Annotated in this window: 22 protein-coding genes; 11 read left to right on the top strand and 11 right to left on the bottom strand. The window is 51.2% G+C overall.

What is annotated here, in order from left to right; genetic code table 11:
* Positions 1-199: 199 nt before the first annotated feature.
* Positions 200-952 carry an AAA family ATPase gene (locus Q4579_RS10465; protein ID WP_303563838.1) on the bottom strand — a complete coding sequence of 251 codons (753 nt, stop codon included), beginning with the start codon at positions 950-952 and terminating at the stop codon, positions 200-202.
* A 134-nt stretch (positions 953-1,086) separates the two neighbouring features.
* Here Q4579_RS10465 and Q4579_RS10460 point away from each other — a divergent pair, with 134 nt between their 5' ends.
* The 4 genes from Q4579_RS10460 to Q4579_RS10445 all read left to right on the top strand — a co-directional run bounded on the left by Q4579_RS10460 (position 1,087) and on the right by Q4579_RS10445 (position 5,142).
* Complete coding sequence (locus tag Q4579_RS10460; protein WP_303563837.1) at positions 1,087-1,803, top strand: response regulator; 717 nt, start codon at positions 1,087-1,089, stop codon at positions 1,801-1,803.
* Positions 1,800-3,242 (top strand): two-component system sensor histidine kinase CreC, encoded by a 1,443-nt coding sequence (gene creC / locus Q4579_RS10455; RefSeq protein ID WP_303563836.1) that lies wholly within the window; start codon positions 1,800-1,802, stop codon positions 3,240-3,242. Before Q4579_RS10460 ends, creC begins: the two co-directional genes overlap by 4 nt.
* 71 nt (positions 3,243-3,313) lie before the next feature.
* Positions 3,314-4,663, top strand: coding sequence for a cell envelope integrity protein CreD (creD, locus tag Q4579_RS10450; RefSeq protein WP_303563833.1), 1,350 nt, complete (start codon positions 3,314-3,316; stop codon positions 4,661-4,663).
* 98 nt (positions 4,664-4,761) lie between these two features.
* Positions 4,762-5,142, top strand: a complete 381-nt coding sequence (locus Q4579_RS10445) for a DUF2809 domain-containing protein (RefSeq protein ID WP_303563830.1) — start codon at positions 4,762-4,764, stop codon at positions 5,140-5,142.
* Positions 5,143-5,215: 73 nt separating this feature from the next.
* Here the strand turns inward: Q4579_RS10445 and Q4579_RS10440 are convergent, their stop codons facing one another.
* Genes Q4579_RS10440 through Q4579_RS10430 form a run of 3 tightly spaced genes read right to left on the bottom strand, consistent with a single transcriptional unit; the run spans position 5,216 to position 8,167 of the window.
* Positions 5,216-6,472 (bottom strand): FAD-binding oxidoreductase, encoded by a 1,257-nt coding sequence (locus Q4579_RS10440; protein WP_303563828.1) that lies wholly within the window; start codon positions 6,470-6,472, stop codon positions 5,216-5,218.
* Positions 6,469-7,854: an NAD(P)/FAD-dependent oxidoreductase gene (locus Q4579_RS10435; protein ID WP_303563825.1), complete on the bottom strand. Its 1,386-nt coding sequence runs from the start codon at positions 7,852-7,854 to the stop codon at positions 6,469-6,471. Before Q4579_RS10435 ends, Q4579_RS10440 begins: the two co-directional genes overlap by 4 nt.
* On the bottom strand, positions 7,847-8,167 hold the full coding sequence (locus Q4579_RS10430) for a (2Fe-2S)-binding protein (RefSeq protein ID WP_303563823.1): 321 nt from the start codon (positions 8,165-8,167) through the stop codon (positions 7,847-7,849). The genes Q4579_RS10435 and Q4579_RS10430 overlap by 8 nt, the downstream gene beginning before the upstream one ends.
* Positions 8,168-8,448: 281 nt before the next feature.
* Between Q4579_RS10430 and pyrC the strand changes: the two genes are divergently transcribed.
* Together pyrC and Q4579_RS10420 are read left to right on the top strand one after the other, a co-directional pair.
* Positions 8,449-9,480 (top strand): dihydroorotase, encoded by a 1,032-nt coding sequence (pyrC, locus tag Q4579_RS10425; protein ID WP_303563820.1) that lies wholly within the window; start codon positions 8,449-8,451, stop codon positions 9,478-9,480.
* Between the two features lie 139 nt (positions 9,481-9,619).
* Positions 9,620-10,867 (top strand): sodium:proton antiporter, encoded by a 1,248-nt coding sequence (locus Q4579_RS10420; RefSeq protein ID WP_303563817.1) that lies wholly within the window; start codon positions 9,620-9,622, stop codon positions 10,865-10,867.
* A gap of 34 nt (positions 10,868-10,901) precedes the next feature.
* Here the strand turns inward: Q4579_RS10420 and Q4579_RS10415 are convergent, their stop codons facing one another.
* The 4 genes from Q4579_RS10415 to Q4579_RS10400 all read right to left on the bottom strand — a co-directional run bounded on the left by Q4579_RS10415 (position 10,902) and on the right by Q4579_RS10400 (position 17,811).
* The gene (locus Q4579_RS10415; RefSeq protein ID WP_303563814.1) at positions 10,902-13,988 is read right to left on the bottom strand and encodes an efflux RND transporter permease subunit; all 3,087 of its coding nucleotides are present in this window, start codon (positions 13,986-13,988) and stop codon (positions 10,902-10,904) included.
* Complete coding sequence (locus tag Q4579_RS10410; RefSeq protein ID WP_303563812.1) at positions 13,985-15,076, bottom strand: efflux RND transporter periplasmic adaptor subunit; 1,092 nt, start codon at positions 15,074-15,076, stop codon at positions 13,985-13,987. The genes Q4579_RS10415 and Q4579_RS10410 overlap by 4 nt, the downstream gene beginning before the upstream one ends.
* 1 nt (position 15,077) lies before the next feature.
* Positions 15,078-16,112, bottom strand: coding sequence for an efflux RND transporter periplasmic adaptor subunit (locus tag Q4579_RS10405; protein ID WP_303563810.1), 1,035 nt, complete (start codon positions 16,110-16,112; stop codon positions 15,078-15,080).
* Between the two features lie 184 nt (positions 16,113-16,296).
* Entirely contained in the window at positions 16,297-17,811 is a 1,515-nt protein-coding gene (locus Q4579_RS10400) for a fumarate hydratase (protein ID WP_303563807.1), read from the bottom strand.
* Positions 17,812-18,036: 225 nt separating this feature from the next.
* Here Q4579_RS10400 and pabB point away from each other — a divergent pair, with 225 nt between their 5' ends.
* From pabB to Q4579_RS10380, 4 genes are all read left to right on the top strand, one after another.
* Positions 18,037-19,410: an aminodeoxychorismate synthase component 1 gene (pabB, locus tag Q4579_RS10395; protein ID WP_303563805.1), complete on the top strand. Its 1,374-nt coding sequence runs from the start codon at positions 18,037-18,039 to the stop codon at positions 19,408-19,410.
* 49 nt (positions 19,411-19,459) lie between these two features.
* Positions 19,460-20,071, top strand: a complete 612-nt coding sequence (locus tag Q4579_RS10390) for a CoA pyrophosphatase (protein ID WP_303563803.1) — start codon at positions 19,460-19,462, stop codon at positions 20,069-20,071.
* A gap of 194 nt (positions 20,072-20,265) precedes the next feature.
* On the top strand, positions 20,266-21,537 hold the full coding sequence (locus Q4579_RS10385) for an HAAAP family serine/threonine permease (protein WP_303563801.1): 1,272 nt from the start codon (positions 20,266-20,268) through the stop codon (positions 21,535-21,537).
* A 180-nt stretch (positions 21,538-21,717) separates the two neighbouring features.
* A complete protein-coding gene (locus Q4579_RS10380; RefSeq protein ID WP_303563799.1) occupies positions 21,718-23,079 on the top strand; it encodes an L-serine ammonia-lyase in 1,362 nt (453 codons plus the stop codon).
* Between the two features lie 66 nt (positions 23,080-23,145).
* On the opposite strand, the gene Q4579_RS10375 is transcribed toward Q4579_RS10380, so the two are convergent.
* Positions 23,146-24,033 carry a DUF3137 domain-containing protein gene (locus tag Q4579_RS10375; RefSeq protein WP_303563798.1) on the bottom strand — a complete coding sequence of 296 codons (888 nt, stop codon included), beginning with the start codon at positions 24,031-24,033 and terminating at the stop codon, positions 23,146-23,148.
* A 119-nt stretch (positions 24,034-24,152) separates the two neighbouring features.
* A complete protein-coding gene (locus Q4579_RS10370) occupies positions 24,153-24,716 on the bottom strand; it encodes a LemA family protein (RefSeq protein ID WP_303563795.1) in 564 nt (187 codons plus the stop codon).
* Positions 24,717-25,108: 392 nt separating this feature from the next.
* Between Q4579_RS10370 and Q4579_RS10365 the strand changes: the two genes are divergently transcribed.
* Positions 25,109-25,675 (top strand): hypothetical protein, encoded by a 567-nt coding sequence (locus Q4579_RS10365; protein WP_303563794.1) that lies wholly within the window; start codon positions 25,109-25,111, stop codon positions 25,673-25,675.
* Positions 25,676-25,743: 68 nt separating this feature from the next.
* Here the strand turns inward: Q4579_RS10365 and Q4579_RS10360 are convergent, their stop codons facing one another.
* Positions 25,744-26,337, bottom strand: a complete 594-nt coding sequence (locus Q4579_RS10360; RefSeq protein ID WP_303563793.1) for an acetate uptake transporter — start codon at positions 26,335-26,337, stop codon at positions 25,744-25,746.
* Positions 26,338-26,707: the final 370 nt, after the last annotated feature.

Here is a 26,707-nt window from a genome sequence, read left to right as displayed (position 1 = left end):
CACCACCTCCCCAGCATCTGACACTGCTTTACCCGCCCTCACGCCAGTCTTCTGCGAAGCTGACAGTGTTTCGCGAGACATTGTTATCGCACTGGGGAGATCGAGATTTTGCCCCCCTGAATGCAGAGCATTTCACAGACATAGGGAGTATAAAACAGCTACCCGTGTAAAGAATCAGCATGTCGTCATCCATCCCCTCTCAATCTTCCTCAAATAATGCATCCAGCATCGGTTGGGGATGATTCAAAAAAGCTTTGGTGATGGTGTAATGTTCCGTGTCTTCGTATTTGATCGGGTGAATGCCATTCGGACCGATCTGATAAATCAGTGCACCGGGATAAGCCATCAGCATGGGGGAATGTGTCGCAATAATAAATTGCGATTGGTCCTGCACCAGCTGATGCATCCGGCTCAGGACCGACATTTGGCGCATAGGAGACAAAGCCGCTTCCGGTTCGTCGAGAATATACAAACCTTTGCCGCCGAAGCGCTCCACCATTAAGCTCAGAAAAGATTCACCATGGGACTGATGATGCAGTGACACGCCGCCGTAGGAATCAATAATCGGCGGACCAAAACTGGGCGCTTCATCCAGCTCATCAATATGGGTCGAGACGTTATAAAAACTTTCGGCCCGCAGGAAAAATCCGTCCTGATACCGCCGGAAGGATTTACTGAACCGCAGATATTTGTACAAGCTGGAATGCGTGCTTCGGGTCGAGAAATGGAAATTTTTCGAGCCGCCTTCGGCATTGAATCCCATCCCCACCGCAATCGCTTCCAGCAGTGTGGATTTACCACTGCCGTTTTCGCCGACAAAGATGGTCACTTCAGCGCTGAAGTCAATTTGATCCAAGCCTTTCACGGCAGGAATCGAAAACGGATAAGTGCTGAATGAATCAATCTGATCGCGTTTCAGACTGACTTCTCGAAGATAAGGTAAAGGTTCCATTGCGCCGGAAAATCCAGAAAATAAACCGAATTGAGCCGGAGAAAAGTGAGAATTTCAAGCAAAATCACACCCGCGAATCAGAAGCACTCGATTGGTTGAAATCAACAGGGGTATAATCCGGTTTCCTGTCAAAAATGGGCCCTGTTTTGAATATTCTGATCATTGAAGATGAACCTGCCATTGCGGATACTTTAATCCATGTCCTCGAGATGGACGGTTATCAGGTCCGCTGGTTTCCGACCGCCGGTGAAGGGCTGGCTGATCTGAAGGCTCACCCGCCCGGTTTAGTCGTGCTGGATATCGGACTGCCGGATGCAAACGGATTCGAACTGTGCAAAACCATCCGGGAATTTTCCGATGTCCCGATCATCTTTCTGACGGCGAGAAACGATGAAATTGACCGCGTCGTCGGGCTGGAAATTGGCGCGGACGATTATGTCACCAAGCCATTCAGTCCCCGGGAAATGCTGGCCCGGATTAAGCTTCGCATCAAAAAACAGACGCCAGCAAAGTCCATGACAGAACAAGCACCGGCTCAGGTGCTGATGATCGATGCGGTGAACCATGCACTGATTGCAGACAACTTTGATTACCATGCTCAGAACCAGCCGCTGGGTCTGACCGCCGTCGAGTTTAAAATTCTGGATAAACTGATTCAGGTTTCTCCCCGAGTGCTCAGCAGAGAGCAGTTGATGATCGCTGCGGACATGGCCCCGGAAGCCGTTTACGAACGAAATATTGACTCCCATATCAAGGCAATTCGCCACAAAATGAAAGCCGTTGGCCAGCCCGAGCGAATTCAGACCAAACGGGGCTTTGGCTACTATTTTTCAGACAAGGACACCGCATGAGTCGCTGGCCCCGGATCCCACTTGGCATACGACTGTTTATGCTGTTTTTTATTCTGGTTGCTTTCACGGCTTATGTCGTCAGTCAAACCATGGTTCAGGAGCTCAAGCCCAGTATGCGTCAGGCGACTGAAGAAACCTTAGTCGACATGGCTCACCTTCTGGCGGTGCTTGCCGAAGCGGATCTAGCCAGCGGCAACATGACGCAAAGTAAGCTGACTCAACTGATCGCAACCTACGGCAAGCGAGAGCCCAATGCCCTGATCTGGGAGGTTGGTAAGCATGCCATCAACCACAGAATTTACATCACTGATCGGCAGGGCATCGTTGTGGCAGATTCGTGGCAACGGGATATCGGCAAAGATTTCTCGCAATGGAACGATGTATACCTGACCTTGCGGGGACAGTATGGTGCCCGCAGCACCCCCCTGGATCAGGCAGACCCGGCTTCTTCCGTCATGCATATTGCCGCCCCTGTGTATCACAACGGGCAAATCATCGGCAGCGTCACCGTCGCGAAAGCCAACCGTTCCATTCAGCCTTTTATCGATCAAACCAAGCGCAATCTGGCGTTCTGGATGCTGCTGATGACCGGGCTGGTCCTGATTGTGGGTGGATTGCTGGCCTGGCGGATCAACTCGGCCTTGTCCAAACTGGCCGGGTATGCAGAAAAGATGGGCGCAGGCCAAAAAGTCGCCAAACCCAGATTCCGGATTTTTTATGAGTTTGCCGGTTTGAGTGATGCACTGGAAAAACTTCGCAGCCAGCTCGACGGCAAACAATATGTGGAAGACTATGTCCAGACCCTCACCCATGAGCTGAAAAGTCCGCTGTCGGCCATCAAAGGGGCCAGTGAAATTCTGCAGATGCCCTTGCCCGAGGCCAAGGTCACCCATTTTGCCGGGAATATCGAACGGGAAAGCAATCGCATGCAGCAACTGATTGAGCAATTGCTGGAATTGGCCAAGCTGGAAAAAATGCCGCAGCTTGAACAGGTTTCCCGCATTTCGTTTGAAACCCTGATCAACCATGTAATGCAGTCGGCGGATGCCAGACTCAGCGTGAACAAGAGCGCATGCCATCTGGCTGTGGACAACCCTTGCACGATCCATGGTGATCAGTTCCTGCTGCAGCAAGCCTTGTTTAATCTGATGGAGAACGCTCTGGATTTCGTCCGCCCCGGCGGAAAGATTGAATGGCGCGTCTCACAAACGGATGGTCTGATGGCGATCCGTCTTTTCAATGAAGGGCCTCACATTCCGGACTATGCCCTCCCCCGGCTGACCGAGCGATTCTATTCGCTGCCGCGTGAAAATGGCGCGAAGAGTACGGGGCTTGGGCTGAATTTCGTGGAACAGGTCACCAAATTGCATCAGGGTGAATTAGCGATTCAAAACACAGCAGACGGTGTCAGCGTCACCCTGACCTTTCCGTCTCCATAGAATCTCCATCTTCTCTCCATCTGCACACCATGTTCGACAGCTAGAGTCTCTGCAAACCAAGGAGACTCATCATGAAAAAAATTTTCCAGAGCGAAATCGGCATGAAATTCGGTGTCGTGCTGTTTTTACTGCTGCTGCTACAAATTCCGACCGCCATGATTCAAAACCTCATCAGTGAGCGTTCCGACCTGCAAGACAGCGTCCGCCGGGACATCGCGCGTAGCAGCAGCGATCGGCAATCCATTTTAGGCCCGTTGCTGATTGCGAAATACCGTCAGACTGTGGCCGGAAAAGAGGGCCCTTACGAAGTGACCCTGGCCAAATATATTCTGCCTGAACAATTCCAGATGAATGCGCAGCTCAAGAGCTTTGAAAAGTATCGCGGCATTTATACCGCCCGGCTTTATCATGCCGATACAAACCTGAAAGGCAGCTATGCGCTGACCGGCCTCAAGGACATTCCCGCAGAACAGATTGAATCCGTCGAGCTGGTTGTGGCGGTTTCAGACAGCCGGGGTATCAATCACATCGGACAGGCTAAACTCAATGGACAGGATTTTCGCATTCAACCCGGGACGGGCCTGAAACAATGGTCTCAGGGTTTTCATATCCCGCTCGATCCGAACGCGCTGGATCTGGCGCAGCCCCTTCAGTTTGATCTGTCGATGGTTTTGCAGGGGATGGATTCGCTCAGCGTTTCACCTGTGGGGAAACAAACGGAAGTCGCTCTGAGCTCTGCCTGGCCGCACCCAAGCTTTACCGGAGACTATCTGCCGGTTGAATCGAATATTTCTGAACAGGGATTCAACGCGGTCTGGATGACCAATCATCTGTCGAGCAATATTGATGAATTACTGAACCAGTGTCTGTCCGGCAACAGATGTGACCCACTGAACAGCCGCCAGATGGGCGTGAGTTTAATTGAACCGGTTGATCACTATCTGAAATCCTATCGTGCCATCAACTACTCACTGCTGGTAATCACCCTGGTTTTCGCTGCCTTTTTCCTGCTGGAAATCTTTCAGGCCAAACCCATTCACCCGGTTCAGTATGGTTTTGTCGGACTGGCGCTGGCGGTGTTTTACCTGCTGCTGATTTCTTTCAGTGAGCACATTGGGTTCAACGGGTCGTATCTGGTCTCTGCCTTCGCTTCCAGTGCGGTGTTAGGTGTTTATGTTGCCGGTATCCTGAGACACACACGGCATGGGGCCATCTTCGCCGGATGTATGCTGATGCTGTATGCGCTGCTGTTTGGACTGCTGCAGGCAGAAAGCTACGCTTTACTGATGGGAACCCTGCTCTGCTTTGTCATTTTGAGCTTTGTCATGGTTCTGACCCGCCATATCAACTGGTATGACCGTTCGGCTCAGATTCCGTCGCCTCAAAACAATCAACCCGACCACGAAAACCAATCAAAGTAAGTCAGTGACTGAATGCAACTGACACCATGACACTCAGGGCCGTGTTCGGCGGCTCTGAAGCGACTTCAACCTGAAACCAACACAGAATGCAGGCCCTTATGATTCGATTCTCATTGCACCGCTGTCTGATCAGTCTGACTTTACTGGCGATCCTTGTTTTTATTGCGCTGTACGTCAAAGACAGTTTCATCCGACCCTTTATCGGCGATGTGCTGGTGGTGATCTGGATTTACGCTTGTGTCACCACAGTGGTTCAATGCAAACCATGGGTTGCCAGCCTGGGCGTACTGCTCTTTGCTTACAGTATTGAATGGGCACAATATGTGCAGGTGCTGACGTGGCTGGGCTTGGCGGATCACACCGCCCTCCGGATCATCTTTGGTGCGACCTTCGATTGGCTGGATCTGCTGGCTTATACCATCGGCTGCGGGATCTGTCTGCTGGATGAGCATCGTCCGCAGCTGTCCCCTTCACGCTGAATCGACACCAGGCCCTCAATCAAAAAGCCTCAGACTGTGGCCTGAGGCTTTTTCTCAGCAAACTTCACCCAAATTACAGGCTGGCTTCAAGGTGATATTCACCCACCATTTCCCCCCGATCGTTCAGGAAACGATCGTACAGGAAGGGGCTGATATCGACGCTGGTTGATTCGCCGCGGACCAATTCATTCAGCAACTTACCTGTGATTGCAGAGGTCAGCATGCCCGTACGGAAATGCCCGCACGCATTCATGTACCCTTCCACACCCGGCATCGGACCAAGAATCGGCAGCTCGTCCGGCGAACCGGGACGTAATCCGGCCCAGCAACGCTTGATATTCATATCCCGCAATTGAGGGATGGACTTGGTTGCGCCTTGTGCCAGTTGCTTGAGCAGGGTCAGATCGGTACTGGTGTCATAACCACGCTCTTCGGTTGTCGAGCCAATCAGAATCTCGCCGTTATCCTTCTGAGCAATGTAACAATCACTGGTGGTGATACAGCCATTGAGGATTTTCGGCAGCTTTTCTGAGACAAGCACCTGACCTTTCACCGGGAAAACCGGCATTTGCATGCCCGTTGCCCACAGGCTGATTTGTTCAGCCCAGGCGCCACCGGCATTGATGATCATGCCGCAGTTCAGTTTACCGCGAGAAGTCTGCACGGCGGTCACCCGGTTCCCCTGACGCTCAATCCCCGTGATTTTGGTATTGAGGTACAGGTCGACACCGTTCTGACGGGCCGCTTCCACGTATGCGTCATTCAGCCGGTACGGGTTGATCTGATGGTCGGTATCAAACTCCATGGCGCCAATGGCTTCCCGGGAAATATTCGGCTCTTCACTGAGCAGGGTATCCCGATCTAACCAGCGGATATGCTGCTGCCGGTCTGGCACGGCGGCGGCGATATGTTCGGCGTAAATCCGGTCGTACTGATCAAACAGCACAAACTTCAGTCCGGTTTTTTCAAATTTCATATCAACGCCGTGCCTATCCAGCAACTCCTGATTGAGTGCCGGATACATGGCGTTCGACATCATTGCCAGATCAAAAAACGGTTTGGGCATGATGTGCGGTTTCATGCCCTCGGCCTGAGAGACATCGGCCCCTTCCTGAAGCTGTTTCGACAGCGTCTTAAACAGAATGACACCGCAGCCAAGACCGGTAGACTCGCCCATGGCCCATAAACCACCTGCAGACGCCCGCGAGGCATTCCCCGGATTTTTATAATCGACCAGTGCGATCTTCAGATCCTGATTTCTGCTGAGTGCGTAGGCAACCGAACCGCCAATCACACCGCCGCCGCAAATCACCACATCATATTGACTCATGCTTCGTCCTCCATGGCTGAAAAAGGAATCGGATCGAGCGGGAACCGGGTTCTGAAGTGCCCCTGCTCGTTGTGGAAGCCCTCCTGGGCCAGCCGGTCGTAACAGTAATGACTGCAGGTTTTCCCCTGGCAGTCACCCATGGTGACGCGAGTACGCATTTTCAGGCTCACGGTATCCCGGCATCCTTCTTGAATCGCTTGATCAATCGCGGAACGTTTCACCTGTTCGCAACGGCAAATCACGGTGTCAGGCTCAGGCAATTGCAGCAATCCTTTCTTGCGCTGGTTGGCCCGGTCAAATGCGCCCCGGAAGCGATAATAGCGTCGCAGCGTTTTTTGCAGTTCGGTCAGTTGCGCCTGTATGTCGGTTGCTTTTTCCGGTTTCAATTCAGCCACCAGTGACAGAGCTGCGATCTGCCCTTCGACAATCGCGACATCGGCACCGGCAAAACGCGCGGAGTCACCGGCACAGAAAATGTTCTCACGGCTGCTCCGTTGCTGGGCATCCGTCACTGGAATCAAGCCACTGAACTCATCCACCCGAACATTGAGATCCATTAGCTGCGCTAATTGTGAGCGGGAGGCAAAACCGTAGCCAACCCCCAGCAGATCAGCATCAATCCATTCAAGGTGCTGTTTATCCGCTTCCCAGTTCCGGTTATAGGGCGCGACTGCAACGCGTTCAAGGGTGTCGCCACCTTCGGCTTTCACGATCCCCCAGCCATGTTTCACCGGAATGCGATGACGCTTGAGATACGCCATCAGCGACATCCCTTCCAGAGTCACTTGCGGACGGTTCAGCAAAGCCAGTACCTCTTTGCTGATCTCCATAAACGGCGTGGCATCAAAGACACCTTGAACAGCGACACCAGCACGATGAAGCTGACAGGCCACCAGAATCAGCAAGGGGCCGGTGCCCGTTAGAACGGCCTGATGACCAGGACGTACCAGCCCGCTTTTCAGCTGTAACTGAATCCCTCCGGTCAGCATCACACCCGGTAACTGCCATCCGGGAAACGGAATGCTTCGCTCCTGACAGCCTGTCGCTAAAAACAGATAGTCAAAATCCAACTGAGACAGTTTGTCATGGTGTGACAACAACAACTGGTTATTCGCCAGCGGCCCCAGTACCCGGGTTTCTGTCTGCAATTGAATGTTGGCCTGATGCTTCACCACCAATTCTTGTTGTAACCGGATTTTTTTTTGCAGATTTTCATCCAGATGGGGCATGGCTTGCGTCGTCCGCCACGGTCCCCGGTAGATCACGCCGCCAGCTTTGGGCGACTCATCTACCACAGTCGTGCGTATGCCGTGTTCAGACAGTGTTGTCGCAATCGACATCCCGGCAGGGCCTGCGCCCACAACTACAATCGACTCAGACATTCTGTTCGGCTCCTTCAACAACACGGTTACGACAGGTGCTGACTTCCATACCAGGCTGAACGATGGTCTGGCAGGCACGTTTTTTATGGCGTCCATTGATGCTGACCATGCAGCAATGGCACACCCCCATGCCACAGAAGGCACCGGATGACTGCCCGTAATCATTTTTCATGATGCGTCTGAACTCGTTCGCCAGTAATGTACTCAGGACACTTTCTCCGGGCACGGCATCGACTTCAGTCTCATCCACCCGTATCCGAAAGGTTTCATCAAGGATTGGTGTAATATCCTGCTTTCTTGTTATATGTGTCATTTATTATCTATCTCATGTGTATAAGGTAAGAAAAAACCACTAACAAAACACACAGTAAGTGATACTGCGTGCATATTGCGAACGCTATCACGTCATTCTGTTTATCAATTGTTTTCGATCAACTTTTCACGTGTTTGTTAAGAGTTTTAACGAAACATTCACATTCAGCATGAACCACCGAGGCAAACGATTGCCCGTTTTGAGAGCTTGAGGAGGAATTCGGCTTTACTTCGCCAGACCATACTTTTAGAATCGGTCGAATTTTTTTGGAGGGAGCTACTATGACGTCGATCACTATTACTCGTCCGGATGACTGGCACGTTCACCTGCGCGATGGCGATGTGCTGAATGACACAGTCCGGGACATCAGCCGATATATGGGCAGAGCAATTGTGATGCCAAACCTGATTCCTCCCGTGACTGATACTGAAGCCGCCCTGGCCTACCGTGATCGTATTCTGGCTGCTCAGCCAAGTGAAAATTTCTCTCCTTTGATGGTGCTTTACCTCACCGATAACACAACCCCCGACGAAATCCGAAAAGCCAAAGCCACTGGCCATGTCTATGCCGCAAAACTCTATCCGGCCGGTGCAACCACCAATTCAGACTCTGGTGTGACTGATATCAACAAGCTGCTGCCAACCATGGAAGCCATGCAGGAAGTGAGCATGCCGCTGCTGATTCATGGCGAAGTGACCCAGCACGATGTCGATATTTTCGACCGTGAAAAAGTTTTCCTGGAAACGGTTCTAGCCCCTATCGTGGCCAAGATGCCGGATCTGAAAATCGTTCTGGAACACATCACCACCAAGGAGGCAGTGGCGTTTGTGAACAGTGCAGGTCCGAATGTCGGCGCAACGATTACGGCTCATCACCTGATGTATAACCGGAATCACATGCTGGCAGGGGGGATTCGTCCGCATTTTTACTGCCTGCCGATCCTGAAGCGTAACACCCATCAGGAAGCATTGATCGCAGCAGCCACCAGTGGCAGCAAAAAATTCTTCCTGGGCACCGACTCTGCGCCGCATGCCAAAGGCAAAAAAGAAGCGGCCTGTGGTTGTGCGGGTTCCTATACCGCCCATGCCGCCATTGAGCTGTATGCTGAAGTGTTCGAACTGGCAGGCGCGCTCAACAAACTGGAAGCCTTTGCCAGCCACAATGGCCCGGATTTCTACGGCCTACCCCGCAACAGCGACACCATTACGCTGACCAAAGAAAGCTGGGAAGTACCTCAGTCGATGGCATTCGGTGCCGATATCGTGGTGCCGATCCGTGCCGGTGAGCAAATCAGCTGGAAAGTAAACGGCTGATTCAGATTCGACACGGACTCTTTTTTCAGGCTCCCGGACGGGAGCCTGATTTTTTTGAACGGCAGACCAGATAAACTGCTTGCTTCACACTCTTACTGGCTTACAGTATAAAAAACAATCACTTTCTGGAGAGATTGCTGTGACTGGTTATGAGTCGATTCCCTCACTCGTCATCTTTGCTGTCCTGGGCTGGATTGCGCTGAACACGATATTTTTCTTCTCCCACCGCTGGCGGCTGTTTTCGGATATCACCTGGATTCTTTTCTTTGGATTGATCTACGGTGCACTGTCCGCCATGCCGGACTCGCAGCTGCCAGATCTGGTGCTGGAACCCCATGTGGTGCTCTACGTGTTTGTGCCTTTGCTGGTGTTTGCATCGACACAATGCATGTGCCTGTTTCATTTTAAGCATGTGTTAGTGCCGGCAACACTGGCTGGCACTTTGGGTATCGTGCTCAGTATGCTGGTGATTGCCGCGGCAGTTCACTGGCTGCTCGGTGTGCCCGTTCTGCCGGCTCTGCTGTTTGGCGTTATCATCTCTGCCACAGATCCGCTCGCGATCAGCGCCCTGTTCAAAGGCAATCAGCAAGTCACCGAAGATCAGAAGCTTTTAATTGAAGGTGAGTCCATTCTGAATGATGGCTTTGTTGTCACGGTGGCGGGGATCTTGTCTCTGGTTGTGTTTACCGATGAAAAACTGAATCTGGCTGACAGCATCCTCAGCTTTGTCAGTCACGTGATCGGCGCTCTGACCGTTGGGATTGTATTAGGCAGAGGCGCACGCTGGTTACTGTCCCTGCTGCATGAAAGACATTACACCCTGACCACCAACATTACCCTGGCACTGGCTTACGGCAGTTTTGTCTTGGCCGAAGAAATGCATTTTTCCGGTATTCTCGCCGTCTTTGCCGCCGCACTGGCTTATGGTTACAAACCTTATCAGGACGATGCAAACCATCAGGCCCATCAGGAGATCTGGGAATACCTGGACTATTTGGCCAATGCGCTGCTGTTCTTCCTGCTGGGCGCCAGTGTGTTTACCCTGCTTTCCGTCGACAATCTGTCTTTTGTGGTGATCGGGCTTTCCATTGTGCTGTTATTTGCCGCCCGTTTTATCTCACTCTGGCTGATGCGACCCGTGCTCCATATCGATCAGCGTAAACTGAACCGGCTGGATTTCTGGCTGCTGAATTTTTCCGGAGCGCGGGGAGCGGTCTCAATCGCCTTGTTGCTGATGCTACCGGCAGATTTCGCCTACAAACCACTCTTTCTGACCATGGCAATCAGCATGATTCTGTTCTCGCTGATTGTTTATCCGGTCATAACAAAAACTTTGCTGGCAAGAACCGCAGCATCGTCCCCGGTAAACGGTTCACCGACACCCTAAAAATAACCCGGCATGGCCGGGTTATTCATGTCACTTACTGAGGCTCTGAGGCGATTTGCCGGGAAGGCAAAGGGACGCTGTGGAACATCCGGTACAAGACCGGCACCACAATCAGAGTCAACACAGTTGCAAAGCCCAAACCAAACATAATGGTGACGGCCATCGGCTTAAAGAACACATCCGGCAGCAACGGCAACATCCCCAGAATCGTGGTAATTGCGGCCATACAAACCGGACGCACCCGGCTGACAGCTGCATCAACCACCGCCTGATACTTGTCTTTCCCGCTGCTGATTTCAATTTCAATCTGATCCAGCAGTACGATGCCGTTTTTAATCAGCATCCCCGACAGGCTCAGAAAACCCAGCAAGGCCATAAAGCCGAACGGGGTGTTCAGCAACAGCAGACCGGATGCCACCCCGATCACCGCCAGCGGCACGGTCGCCCAGACAATCAATGCTTCCTTCACCTTGTTAAACAGGAAGATGGTGATCAGGAACATCATCAGATAACCCATCGGCATGGAACTGAACAGCGAGGCTTTCGCGTCTCCAGACGACTCATACTCCCCGCCCCACTCCAGCGCGTAGCCAGATGGCAGTTCAATCGCTTCAATGGTGGACTGAATCCGTTTCTGCACTGTCGCTGCCGTTTCCTCTCCCAGTGGATCCGGATCGGCCATGACAGTCAGGACACGTTTCCGGTCTTTCCGGGCGATCAGCGGGTCTTCCCAGCGGACGTTGACGGCAGTCACCACCTGTTGCAAAGGAACATAGCCCTGCACAGCCGGGCTCCAGATCTTCATCCCTTCGATCGTACTGACATCTACCCTTTCCTGATCCGGCAAGCGGGCAACAATCGGCATCAGCGTGGTGCCATCCCGATAGACCCCGACCGACAATCCCGAAAAAGCCATCTGCAGGAAATCATCCACATCTTTCTTGGTGATCCCGTAACGGCGGGCCTGACTTTCATTAAACACAGGCTCCAGAACTTTAGATCGCTCCCGCCAGTCATGACGAATATTGGCTGTCCCCGGATCGGCGCGCATGATGTCGACCACATCTTTGGCCAGACCACGCAGCACCGTTGGATCCGGACCGATCAACCGGGCTTCAATTTTCGCCCCGGAAGAGGGACCCAACATGATTTGCTTCAGCTTGTATTCCAGTTCAGGAAAGCCTTTACGGATCGTCGCCTGCACCTGAGACATCACAGGCAGCACATCCTCAAAGTTTTTCACCCGGATAATCAGCTCGCCGTATGCGGCATAACTTTTCTCTGGAGAATACGTCAGCATGAACCGTTGTGAGCCCTGACCAGCACTGGTGCTGAGAAATTCGACCCGGTCGTCCTGTTCTATCTGCTGCTGAAGACGTTTCAGCGTGTCATTGGTGGCCCGGATATCCGTGCCTTCCGGCAACCAGATATCCACCATGAACATCGGGGACGTTGAGGCCGGGAAAAACGACTGTTTGATCTGTGTGAATCCATACAGACTGGCTGCCAGCATCACAACCAGCGAAATGATGGTCAGCCAGGCGCGGCGCATACAGAATTCCAGAAACTTTCGGTACAGAACGAACACCAGGCCTTTATAGGGGTCACTGGCTTCTTCGCTGTTCTCAGTTTTCTGCGATTTAAAGAAGAGATCGGCAAAAAACGGCGTCAGCGAAATCGCGGTAAACCAACTCAGCATCAGAGAAATCAAGAGCACGGTAAACAGCGTGCGGGTGTACTCGCCCGTCGAGCCCTGCGACAGACCAATCGGCGCGAAGGCCATAACAGCAATCACCGTTGCGCCCAGCAAGGGCCACTTGGTCTGCGTGACAATATCAGAGGCCGCCTGCAAACGCGTCCGGCCTTTCTGCATCCCGATCAGAATCCCTTCCACCACCACGATGGCATTATCCACCAGCATCCCGAGCGCGATAACCAGTGCCCCCAGCGAGATGCGCTGCAGGTCGATAGCCATCCATTTCATAAACACAAAGGTGGCCAGCACAGTCAGCAGCAGAATCAGGCCAATCAAAATGCCGGAGCGCAGCCCCATAAAGAACAGCAGCACAACAATCACGATGATGACCGCCTGGCCCAGACTCACCACGAAACCACTGACAGATTTATCAACCTCAGACGGCTGGCTGTACACCACGCCGATATCCATGCCAACCGGCTGCTGCTCTTTCAGCTCCGCCAGACGTGACATCACCCGCTTGCCCCCTTCAACCACATTAATGCCGGAGACAAAGGAGATCCCGAGATTCAGAGCCTGCTGACCATTATAACTGACTAGATTATCAGGAATTTCTTTAAAGCCACGCTTGATGGTTGCCACATCCCGAAGATAAATCAGCCCCTCAGAACCGGCATCTTTGATGATCAGATCGCCCATCGCTTCGACGCTTTCAAACTCCCCGGTGGTCTGCACACGAATATATTCATCACCGACACGAATGCCGCCGGCACTGGTGACTAGATTCTGTTCCTGTAATGTGCCGTAAATCGTCTGCGGGGAAATACCCAGATTACTCAGACGCTGCATCGAAATTTCAATGAACACCTGCTCCTGCTGAGTCCCGGAAACCTGCACCTTACCAACACCGTTCACCAGCTCCAGTTCACGGCGCAGATAATCCACGTAATCATTCAGTTCACGATAGCTGTACCCTTCGCCGGTCACTGCCAGCAAGATGCCGTACACATCGCCGAAGTCATCCACCACTTTGGGTGTGCCCACACCCGGTGGTAAATTCGGCTTGAGATCGTTCACTTTCCGGCGCAGTTCATCCCAAATCTGCGGTAAATCATCCGGGCCATAGTTATTTTTCATGGTCACGGTGATCTGAGATAAGTTCCGGCTGGAGATGGAATTCACCTCATCCACGTAGGGCAGTTGCCCAATCGCTTTCTCGATAGGATATGTGACCTCTTCTTCGACCTGTTGCGCTGTCGCGCCCGGATAGGATGTCACCACCATGGCGTCTTTGATCGTAAATTCAGGATCTTCCAGACGACCTAAATCGAGAAAGGACACGGCGCCGCCGATCAGGAAGATCAGCGTCAGCATCCAGCTGATCACTTTGTTTTTAATGAAATAAGTTGCGATATCCTGTTTCATGAACCGGATGCCTCCTGATCGACAATTTTCACTGACTGCCCTTCACGGAGGCGGTTCACACCTGCAATCACAATCAATTCACCTTCATTTACACCCGAGACCAGACGAACCCCGCTGGGCACGACCTTGTCCGTGACCACCTGACGCTTGGTCACCGTGTTGTCCGACTGAACCACCCAGACAAACTTGCTGGCCGGATCGATTTCATCACCATCTTCGTTAAACACGGCTTCGAGCGGAATCACCACTTCATCGGCGCGATACACCTGAACTTTCTGAGCATCCACTTTCACTTCAACCGCTGTCCCGTCCAGAATGAATTCGTCCTCAGGCATCGGCATTGTCAGAGTGACCTTGAATGAGCCCAGTTCCGGGTCCGGCTCTGTGGTGTACTCTTTCAGATAAGCTGTATATTCCTGTCCATCATTCAGGATGATGCGAGTCCCCGGATGCTTATCCTGAACCTGTCTGGCGGTACTTCTGGAATAAATCATGTCCGGTGCCTGAATCAGAATATCAACGGCCTTGGCACTGTGAATATTCATCACCGTTTCCCCAACCTGGACATTCTCGAACTGCTCGACGGGAACTCTGGAAATGACGCCACTAAAGGGAGCATGAAGCTGAGTAAAGGACAAGCGCAGTTTGGCCAGATTCAGCCTGGCCAGAGCGATCTGGCGTTGAGCGGCTAATTCATCAAACTGAGATTGCGCAAGAAATCCCTGTTCAACCAGCTTTGCAGAACGGCGGTACTGACTGTCTGCGACATTAAATTTGGCCTGAGCATCATTCACTTCCAGCTGATAATCCGTTGGATCCAGCTGTGCCAGTAATTGCCCTTCCTTCACAAACTCACCTGGTTTGACGCGCACATTCACCACTTCACCGGCAAGGCGAAAAGAAAGTTCAGATTTATCTGCCGCTGCGGCAACTGCCGGAAAAGACAGAATGGGCGAACTTTCAGCCATCGCGACCTGATAAACGGCAACCGGTAAGGGGGTTTTCGCTTCATGTTGCGCTTCCTGACTGCATCCCGCCAGAAGCACGGCCAATGCACAGGCAGAACAACGAAAAAGAGTCTTTTTCATCTTACAGTCCCCGCTCCTTCACCCATTCTCGAACGACCTGACCTTCTTTCAGTTCAGCCACACCGGAAGTGGCAATCATTGCGCCATCTTCCAGCCCGCGAATCACACGGAAACTGTCATTCAGTTCAACTTCAACCTTGCTGACAGCGCCATTCTCTGCGACTTGCCACACATAGGTTTTCCCGGCTTCATGCATCACAGCCCGTTCCGGCAGCGCTCCTGCGCCTGTATGTGGCAGTGCGATTCTGACCTGAGCCGCCATACCCGGCAGCAAATTCTGACCGACCGGTTTTTCCATCGTCAGCGTAATCTGGAAACTGGACGTTTTGGTATCCGCCTCAGTATCGATTTCTTTCAGACGCGCTTCAAACTCTTCATCCGGCAGCGTGTCAAAAATAACCCGGGCCATTCTATCGTCCCCCGCACGCAGACGTGACAAGAGCTGCTGAGGCAACTGAAAAGTGATACTGAGCAAACCTTCACTCTGAATGTGCATCACAGGCTGCTTGGCCGAAACGTACTCGAAGTTGTTCACCATCGAAATAGAAACCGTGCCATTGTAGGGCGCAAGCAAGGTAGCATATCTCAGATTGGCTTCCTGCTTGTCCAGCTCAGCTTTGGCCTGATTGCGCGCGGCCTTGGACTGGTCGAAATCCAGCTCAGAAACAACATTTGTTTTCAGCAGTTCACGATTACGTTGGTACTGCACATTCGCCAGCCGGTAATTGGCTTTCGCCTGTTCAACCAGCAACTTGAATTCATCCGTTTTCAATTGCGCAAGACGCTGCCCTTTTTTGACTTCCTGACCATCCAGGACTGCCACACTTTCCAGCATGCCTGAAACCCGAAACGCCAGGACAGCTTTGTCGCCCGCTTGCACCTGTGCAGGAAATGTCCGGTAACTCTGGCTTTCCCCGACTTCAACGGCCATCAGCTTCACCGGCCTTGAGGCGGGTTCTGGCACAGTCTTCGTTTTCTCTCCGCAGCCCGTCAGCATGACTGCCGACAAACACAGAGCCAACACAGTGAACCTCATGGGTTGTCTCTCCATCTGGTGATGACGTTTTTCTTCATTATGTACTTCACGACACGTTGTATAGCAAAAAAATGCCATTTTATTGGTGAACACCTTAATCAAAGATGACATCAGCGTGAAAAAAAAGGAGCCTTCCAGCTCCTTTGTATTTCAAAATATTTCAGACTGATAGAAAGGTCACCAATCAGGCATCCATTTCAGCAATGTTGACTTTCCAGATATCCGGACCCGTCTGATGCGCATTCACGCCATCTGAATCTACGGCGACCGTCACAGGCATATCCTGAACTTCGAATTCGTAGATTGCTTCCATGCCCAGATCTTCAAATGCCACAACGCGTGATTTCTTGATCGCTTTCGCCACCAGATACGCCGCACCACCCACAGCCATCAGGTAGACCGCTTTATGGTTTTTGATCGATTCGATTGCAACCGGACCACGCTCAGCTTTACCAATCATGCCAATCAGGCCGGTGTCTGCCAGCATCATGTCGGTAAATTTATCCATCCGCGTGGAGGTTGTCGGGCCAGCAGGGCCAACCACTTCATCACCCACAGCATCCACCGGACCGACGTAGTAAATAAAGCGATTGGTAAAGTCGACCCCTTCCGGCAGACCCTGACCGTTATTCAGCATTTCCTGAATACGTTTGTGCGCCGCATCGCGGCCAGTCAGAATCTTACCGGACAGCAGTACTGTCTCACCGGATTTCCATTCCTGAATTTCTGCTTTGGTGATGTTATCCAGGTTCACGCGACGTGTATTCTGACCGACTTCCCAGGTCACTTCCGGCCAGTCTTCCAGCTTCGGCGGCGTCAGCTCAGCCGGGCCGTTTCCATCCAGTGTGAAATGCACGTGACGGGTTGCCGCACAATTCGGGATCAGACATACAGGTTTTGAGGCTGCATGGGTCGGTGCCGTTTTGATTTTGACATCCAGCACTGTGGTCAGGCCGCCCAGGCCCTGCGCCCCAATACCCAACTTGTTGACACGATTAAAGATATCCAGACGCAGTTCTTCTTCCGCATTCTGCGGACCACGCGCCTGAAGCTCCTGAATATCAACCGGCTCCATCAGCGACTCTTTTGCCAGTACCGCAGCTTTTTCAGCCGTACCACCAATGCCGATACCCAGCATACCCGGCGGACACCAGCCAGCCCCCATCAGCGGTACTGTCTTCTCAACCCATTCAGCAATATCGTCCGATGGATTGAGCATCACCATCTTGGTTTTGTTTTCAGAACCGCCACCCTTGGCCGCCAGCTGAATTTCAACCTGATTGCCCGGTACCATATCAATATGAACCACAGCCGGCGCGTTATCTTTCGTGTTAATGCGTTTACCTGCAGGATCTGCCACCACAGAAGCACGCAGTGGGTTGACCGGGTTGTTATAGGCCTGACGCACGCCTTCATCGATCATTTCCTGAACGGTCAAATCGCTGTCCCACTGAACATTCATCCCGATTTTCACGAAACAGGTCACGATACCGGTGTCCTGACAAATCGGACGATGACCTTCCGCAGACATGCGGGAGTTGATCAGAATCTGCGCCATAGCATCTTTCGCAGCCTGGCTCTGCTCTTTGTGGTAAGCCTTTTCCAGCGCCTGCACAAAATCCAGCGGGTGGTAGTAGGAAATGTATTGCAGCGCATCGGCCACACTGCTAATCACATCTTCTTTACGGATGACGGTCATAATTGCCTCGTTGCTTATTGTCGTTGTATACGCGCCTGATCGATGAAGAGCCTGGCCCGGACAAAGTTCGGTAGGGTGTCAGAAGCAGACCAGTTTCCTGAGCAGAATCGTCAGTGATACGAATCAAAGTCGTTTAACAGGCGTCGTATTCATTTCTGGGTTTATGATACTCTTGCCCGCAATCTCGCGCTATGCGCCAATCGAACACCTGTCACAAAAAAGAAAATGAAATATTCTGCTGCCTCTCAACTTCAGGTTGAACAACTGGACTATCGCAAGGATGCTCTCCTGAGCTGGTTCGAACCCTTATCTGCTCAGCCATGGGCCATGCTGCTGCGCTCTGCTGCTGAAGGACATCCGGACAATCGCTACGACATTTTAGTCGCAGACCCGATTGCGACTCTGGAATCCCGGGGGCAGATGAACACGATCACCGATCGTGATGGCAATCAGGACATCCGGCAGCAAGACCCTTTTGCACTGCTGAACGAGCTGCAGCAGGCCTTACTGCCTGAGACTGACACCGTTGCCGACTTACCTTTTGTGGGGGGCGCGCTGGGCTATTTTGCTTACGACCTGGGGCGGCAGGTAGAGAAAATGCCTTCATTGGCGATGCAGGATATTCAGGCACCTGAGATGGCCGTTGGCCTTTATAACTGGGCGCTGATTGCAGATCATCACCTGCAGCGGCTGACACTGGTTGCCCCGGACACAACTGAACGACTGCACTGGCTGAATCAACAACACGCGCCTGCTCAGGCTTCACCGGCGTTCGCTTTAACATCGGAATGGCAGGCGAACATGACGGTGGACAACTACACCTCGAAATTTAATCAGGTCCAAGACTATCTCAAAGCCGGCGACTGTTATCAGATCAATCTGGCCCAACGCTTTCAGGCCCGATACCATGGGGATGAGTGGCAAGCCTATCAGAAACTCGAACAATCCAATGGTGCGCCTTTTTCTGCATTTATCCGCTTACGGGACAACGCCGTTCTGTCCGTCTCGCCGGAGCGTTTTCTGAAACTGAACCAACGCCAGATTGAAACCAAACCGATCAAAGGCACCCGGCCACGATCAGCCGATCCGGCTCAGGATCAGGCGAATGCAGAAGCTTTGTCTCGGGCAGAAAAAGATCGGGCGGAAAACCTGATGATCGTCGACCTGCTGCGCAACGACATTGGCCGGGTGGCCATCCCAGGTTCAGTCCGTGTGCCAAGCCTGTTTGCGATTGAAAGCTTTCCGGCCGTGCATCATCTGGTCAGCACAGTTACCGCTGAACTCGACCCGGCGAAACACAGTGCCGCGGATCTACTGAAAGCCTGCTTCCCCGGTGGTTCCATCACAGGCGCACCGAAAGTACGGGCGATGGAAATTATTGAAGCGCTGGAGCCCCATCGTCGCAGCGTCTATTGCGGCAGTATTGGTTACATCAGCCGGTGTGGCCGGATGGACACCAGCATTACTATCCGCACCCTGATCACTGAGCAAAACCAGATCTTTGCCTGGGCGGGTGGCGGCGTGGTGGCAGACAGCGATGCGGCCAGTGAATATCAGGAAACACTGGACAAGCTGAGTAAAATTCTGCCAATCTTGTAACAACCCCTCAACAAAACGCCGGGAGGGGGGCGCAATCAGGTCACCATCTATGCTTGCACAGCATCATCTGCTCAGTCGTTTTTTACTGGCCCAACCGGGTCAGTATGATCGAAGTCACCACCGACGCATCAAACAGCTGTTACCCGACAGGAGTCGTTTCAAACCCGCAGCAGTGATGATCCCGCTTGTGGCACGTCATGACGGCTATCATGTGATTCTGACCCAGCGCGCACGCCATCTGAAACACCATCCCGGCCAGGTTGCTTTCCCAGGCGGCCGTTACGAAACACAAGATGGTGAGCTCATGTACACCGCCATCCGGGAAACTCAGGAAGAAACCGGTATTCTGTGCGAAAAAAAAGACGTCCTCGGTCAGTTACCGACCCTGCCGACCTTAAGTGGTTATCTGGTCACGCCTTTCTTAGCGACAGTCACACCAACATACAGGCCTGTGATTGACCCTAACGAAGTCGACAGTCTCTTTGAAGTGCCACTCGCTTTCCTGCTCGATCCCCGCAACATGCGGACACAACAGTTCATTTTCCGTGGTAAATTTCACACGATCTATGCTATCCCATATCGGGATTACTCCATCTGGGGGGCCACAGCACAGATCGTCAAAGCTTTGTCACACCAAATATGGATTGAAGGGTCTCAATAATTCTCATTCTTCCGCGAAACTGCTGTTTGTTTCACCACCCAGAAACAAACTGAAAAAAGTTTTGGTGATCAACATCTCATTTTCTTGCAACAAATGTTAAATAGTGCGCTTGTTTTTTCACAGATCATTTTTTCGTGCTCCAAATCAGGGGAAAATACGCCCGTTCCTGTTCCCTATTCAATTTGGATTATATTATGCAAACAAAAACTGCATCTGTTGCAGCGGCTCCCAAAAGCCGCTGGACGAAGCAGGATACCACTTGGGTACTCTCGCTGTTTGGTACAGCGGTCGGTGCCGGTATCCTGTTCCTGCCCATTAACGCAGGTATGAGTGGTTTCTGGCCCCTGCTGGCCATGACTATTCTGGTTGGCCCAATGACCTTTTTTGCACACCGTGGCCTGTCCCGCTTCGTCCTGTCTTCCAACAAGCCAGGCAGCGACATCACCGAAGTGGTTGAAGAACATTTTGGCCGCGGCGCCGGTACATTAATCACCCTGCTCTACTTCTTTGCGATTTACCCGATCGTGCTGATTTACGGTGTTGGCATTACCAACACGGTTGATTCTTTCATGGTGAACCAGTTGGGTATGGCATCCATGCCACGCTGGCTGCTGTCTATCATCCTGATTCTGGGCATGATGTCTGTGATGATCGCAGGCGAGAGACTGATGCTGAAAGTCACTCAGTTTCTGGTTTACCCGCTGGTTGCGATTTTGCTGTTCATGTCGGTGTACCTAATCCCTGAATGGAATCTGGCTTCCGTCAGTCTGGAGACAGTCCCTTCACTGGGAGACTTTGCCATCACGCTGTGGATCACCATTCCGGTACTGGTGTTCTCGTTCAACCACAGCCCGATTATTTCTGCATTCTCTCAGGCGCAAGCACGTGACCATGGTGAAAACGCAGAAGAAAAAGCGTCCCGTATTCTGGCACGCTCAGCGATGATGCTGCTGGGTTTCGTGATGTTCTTCGTCTTCTCTTGTGTACTCAGCCTGACCCCACAGGATCTGGCTGAAGCGAAAGAACAAAATCTGGCCATTCTGTCTTATCTGGCGAACAAGCATGAAAGTCCGTTCATCTCGTATCTGGGCCCAATCGTTGCTTTTGTTGCCATCGTGTCTTCCTTCTTCGGTCATTACCTGGGCGCTCGTGAAGGTTTGAATGGCTTGGTTTCTAAACAATTAAAGTCGTTTGGTAAGCAAGTTAACGAAAAGAAGATTGACAAATTTACTGTTGTCTTCATGATTGCAACTATCTGGTTGGTCGCGGCGATTAATCCTAGCATCCTGGGAATGATTGAAACTTTAGGCGGCCCGATTATTGCGACCATCTTGTTCCTGATGCCAATGTATGCAGTCCATAAAGTGCCTGCAATGCAGAAGTACAAAGGCGCAGTAAGCAACGTATTTGTCACACTCATGGGTCTGATTGCGATTTCAGCCATTCTGTACGGCTTGTTCTTCTAAACATTCGCCTGTACAGCCTTACTGACAAAATACGTAAAAGAACCGATACTTAAGAGCAGGGGAGCTTTCAGCACCTGCTCTTTTGTTTTGACTATACTCGCCAAGGAAGGGGCGGGAGTTCATAAAAAGATAACAGTCTTGGGCCGAAGCAAGATCGCTTCCCCGACTGAGGTACTACGCATGATCAGTATTTTTGATATCTTCAAAATTGGTGTGGGTCCTTCCAGTTCACACACCGTAGGTCCGATGAAAGCAGGTAAAGAGTTTGTCGACGACCTGCGTGAGATGGGCAAAATCAACGACGTGACGAAAATCACAGTTGATGTGTATGGTTCATTGTCTCTGACAGGTAAAGGCCACCATACCGACATTGCTATCATCATGGGACTGGCAGGCAATAGCCCTGAAACTGTGGATATCGACAGCATTCCCGGCTTTATCGCCAGCGTTGGCGAAACCGAGCGTCTTCCTATTGCTGGCAACATTCACACTGTTGATTTCCCTCGCGATGGCGGGATGAATTTTCATAACACCAACCTGTCACTGCATGAAAATGGCATGAGCATTCACGCCTGGGCAGGCGACGAGAAAATTCACAGCAAAACTTATTATTCTATTGGCGGTGGCTTCATCGTTGATGAAGAAAACTTCGGCAAAGATGAAGAATCCGAAGTCAAAGTGCCTTACTACTTCACCTCAGCACAAGAGCTGGTTCAGCACTGTAAAGAACAAGGCCGTTCAATCAGTTCTGTGGTGATGGCAAACCAGCGTGCAATGCACTCTGAAGAAGAAATTAAAGATTACTTCTCCCGTATCTGGAAAACCATGCAGGATTGTATGGACCGTGGGATGAACGAAGAAGGCATTCTGCCTGGCCCACTGCGCGTGCCACGCCGTGCGGCTGCACTGCGCCAGCAACTGATTACTTCAGAGCGGACGAACAACGATCCGATGACTGTGGTTGACTGGGTCAACATGTACGCTTTTGCAGTGAATGAAGAAAACGCAGCCGGTGGCCGTGTGGTAACCGCACCAACGAATGGTGCCTGCGGCATCATTCCTGCTGTTCTGGCTTATTATGACAAGTTCATCCAGCCCGTTGGCGAGAAAGAATATCTGCGCTACTTCGCAGCTTCCGGTGCTATCGGTGGCCTGTACAAGCGCAATGCTTCGATTTCTGGCGCTGAAGTGGGTTGTCAGGGTGAAGTCGGTGTTGCCTGTTCTATGGCAGCAGCTGGCCTTGCAGAGCTGATGGGCGCGAGCCCGGAGCAGGTCTGTATGGCAGCTGAAATCGCAATGGAGCACAACCTGGGTCTGACGTGTGACCCTGTTGCCGGTCAGGTACAGGTGCCTTGTATCGAGCGAAACGGTATTGCGGCAGTGAAATCGATCAACGCATCCCGGATGGCGCTGCGCCGTGCTTCTGAGCCACGCGTGTCTCTGGACAAAGTGATTGAGACCATGCTGGAAACCGGTAAAGACATGAACGCCAAATACCGTGAAACGTCTCAGGGTGGTCTGGCGATTAAAGTGATCTGCTAAATCAGCATATCCAGACAGACAAAGGGAGGCCACGCCTCCCTTTTTTCATGCTGAGTTTTCGGATGATCAGGCTTTAGTCCAGATTCGAGTATTGAGGGCCAAATCTTCGACGATCCCGGTGATAAAATCCAAATCCTGATAAATATCTTTCACGACATCAAAATTGGCTGCAGACTGAAACAACTTAGGTTCAAAGTACGCTTTTCGCGATGGAATCCCAATGTGTATGCTGTCCCCGACGAAGGCTAACGCCACTTTTGCGTTGGCTTCTTTCCTGAAAGCAACCAAGCGCTCCATCAGTGAAGTCGAAATCAGATAACGCGCCTCAACCTGATCATTGCTATACACTTCAAAATGGCGTTCAAACTCAGGGTCCTCCATCGCAACACGGTCACCAAAAACACTTCCCCCCAACAGATTATTCAACGATTTTCCGACCAAAGACCAGAAACCTTCACTGTCAGGCGTGATATAAGTTTTACCCTTGAAATGTTTATTGGCGTCAGCAATAAACAGCAGCCCTTTAAAAATAGTATGCCAGGTCGTTCGTGTATTCCCCTTAGAATCCGTTGACGTGGACTTATACTGGGTATGAAGTTCTGAAAACTCTATCGCGGTTTTTCCCAGAACCCCTCGTACGTAATCTTCCCCACGGTAGCGATCATAATGCCCGTAATACAAACCACTGCTTTTATATTTTTCGGGGGAAATATGATCCTTTGGTGAGTACTCAAAACTGTCGTTAAATGATTTCAACAGTTTTCCGACCACCTGTGTTTTATAAGCGTCCCGGTAAACTTTCCATTTCAGAGAAACATAGTAATACATCACAAGGAACACAAGGCCGGGAAGCCAAAGAATGATCAACCCACTGCTGTCCCCCATTCTCGCGGAATGAAGCGCCATCAACAGGCTGGCCAGAATTGGAATCACAGAGAGAAAGCAACGTTTCACAGCTTCTTTACGGATCTTATCTAAGTCCTGAAGCTGATCTTTCAATTTGGTATCAAAGAGTATTTTGAGTTTATCCAGATTGTCGCTGGATTCGATTGCAGCTTCCATGACGCTCCCGATTATTTGTGAAACAGTTGGCCAACATTGATGTTTTGTCTTTCCTGCTCCGGAATGTCGAACAACTCACGCTGTTTCAAGTTCATTCGGCTGGCAAATAGACTGGAAGGAAACATTTCAATCGCGTTATTCAAATCAGTAACTGAAGCATTGTACGCCCGACGCGCGGCTGAAATTTGCTCTTCTGCTTCATTGATAGTGCGCTGTAACATCACAAAGTTTTCACTGGCTTTCAGATCCGGATAATTTTCAACCGCAATATTGAACCGGGACATGGCCGTGTTCAATTGCTTATCCAGTGAAATTTTCTTTTCGCCGGACAAACCGTCTTGTTGCACCTGAGTCCGGAGCGCTGTTAATTCCTGAAGTAGTGAAGATTCATGCGCCATATAAGCTTTCACGCTCTCCACCATATTTGGAATCAGGTCAAAACGCTTTTTCAGCATCACATCAATCGATGCCTCAGCATTTTCTACCTGATTTTTCTTAGCAATAAGGCCGTTGTAAACAGAAATCGCTGCGATGACAGCAACGACCACAAGGCCCAGTACGATCCAGATTCCCAATTGAAGTTCTCCTGTCAGTTCAGATTCATCGGTATGCTGCCCAAACAGCACCCTGTTTTTATTCTCAGACAAATCATCATAGCGACCATGACAATGATTTCCTGAACACAACTCTATATTTCAAGATTGAAACGGCAATTTTAATCACCAGAACGGAAATCTGAGCATTTCGGGATAGGTGAAATTTCAGTCTCCACTGACAAATAAAACGGTCAAAAAATAAGCATCAGCACACATATAACTTTCACGCGTCTGATTCCTTGTTCTTATGGCAATGAACACTAATAAGTGGCTCGCAAAAATTCAGAGCCTAACCACGCAGCGCCATCTCTGCTGCCATAACCCTAATCAGATACAGAGAGCTTTTTTCCCCACAACACAAGGAAAGCGACATGTCGATAACTCAAACCATGAGCGTTTCAATGCAATGCGTATCTGCAGTTCTGGCTGGTTCATTCTTGCTAACGTCAGGGCAAGCTGTTGCAGCAGACAATGAGCCTGATGCTCACTTCACCTGTTCAGGGAGTGGCTCTCAATCGTATAATCCGGGACTTATCCTCCTTGCCCGTCCGGTCAATATGACCAATGAAGCCAGCTTCCCGAGTTGTACCGGGAATACAGTCGCATCAGCGACGTCTGCAACCCCGCTCTTCACCGATCATTTGAACGCTGATTGCCTGACATTGTCACCCGGCGGACATCACTATGTGAACTATGTCTGGGATGATGGTACAAAAAGTCTTTTTGTTGGCACCACGAAAGTCAGCCGTCAGCCGACACAGATTACAGTGTCCAGTTCAGGGACATTCACCGCAGGAAGATTTGCCGGCCATCCGGTCGAAGCCGTTATCACCTATCCGGCCCCAGCCTTCCCGCCTTATCTGCTGAGTTGCCTTGCTGAGCCGGGACTCACAAGTTTAAGCGGACCGACATCTGTCACCGTCCTGCCAATTTTGTGAGAACAGATACAAAAAAGCCCCGCATCAAGATGCGGGGCAATATCGCAGTGTTTTCACGATATCAAGAATTAAGCAGCAGCTTTCAACGGCTCAATGTCTGCAACTTTACGCTCACCAATCGGCAGCACTGTGCGGCCGAATTCATGGTTCAACACCTGAGCCATGGCGAAGTAAATCGCACTCGCACCACAGAGAATGCCTTCAAAACCAGCAATCGTGCCAATCAGTTCACTCCCCGTAAAGTCACGTGCAGCCAGCAGGAAGAACAGCACTGTCAGTGAAGCAAACACAAACTGTTTCGCGCGTGGGTAGTTTAGAGAGCCAATAAACAGGAAAGCTGTAAATACGCCCCACAGCAGCAGATACCAGGCCATAAATTTCGCCGGGGAAGCAGGCAGCCCCATTTCAGGCATGACAATCAGACCCACCAGCGTCAGCCAGAACAAACCGTAAGACGTGAAAGACGTCGTACCAAATGTGTCGCCGCGCTTAAAGCACATCAGGCCCACAAGAACCTGGGCCAGACCACCGTAAAAGATACCCATCGCCAGGATCATAGAATCCAGCGGAAAAAAGCCTGCGTTGTGGATATTCAGCAGGATCGTGGTCATCCCGAAGCCCATCAGTCCCAGCGGCGCCGGATTTGCAAAATTCGTAGACATTTTATTCCCTCACAGGAAAATTTAAATAAAAGTGATATGAATTAAAAATTTTACGCAATGTAGTGCGGCGCGAATTCTAATCCATGTCTGTAGGGAACACAACGTCAGAACCGTTCAGAAAATGAGCTATTAATCAAAAAAGCAGAAAAACCCACGAAAATGTAAAGAATTAAAACATCTGAAAATCGCAATAAGTGTTTCCAAATGAAACGACGACTGAGTTAATGAAGGGGAAAACACGAACACACTTAGGTCACGGACAGCAAATCATACCGGATTTTCAGGTATTCCCAGCACCACATGCCAATCAGATAAAGACCGATACGAAAAAGCCGCTGCGATCACGCAGCGGCTTTGATCAGCATCAGGA

Origin of the sequence: Photobacterium sp. 1_MG-2023 (assembly GCF_030547945.1) — a bacterium.
Lineage (GTDB): Bacteria > Pseudomonadota > Gammaproteobacteria > Enterobacterales > Vibrionaceae > Photobacterium.
The sequence above is the reverse complement of the archived record's forward strand: the minus strand, read 5'-3'. Positions and strand labels throughout refer to the sequence as shown.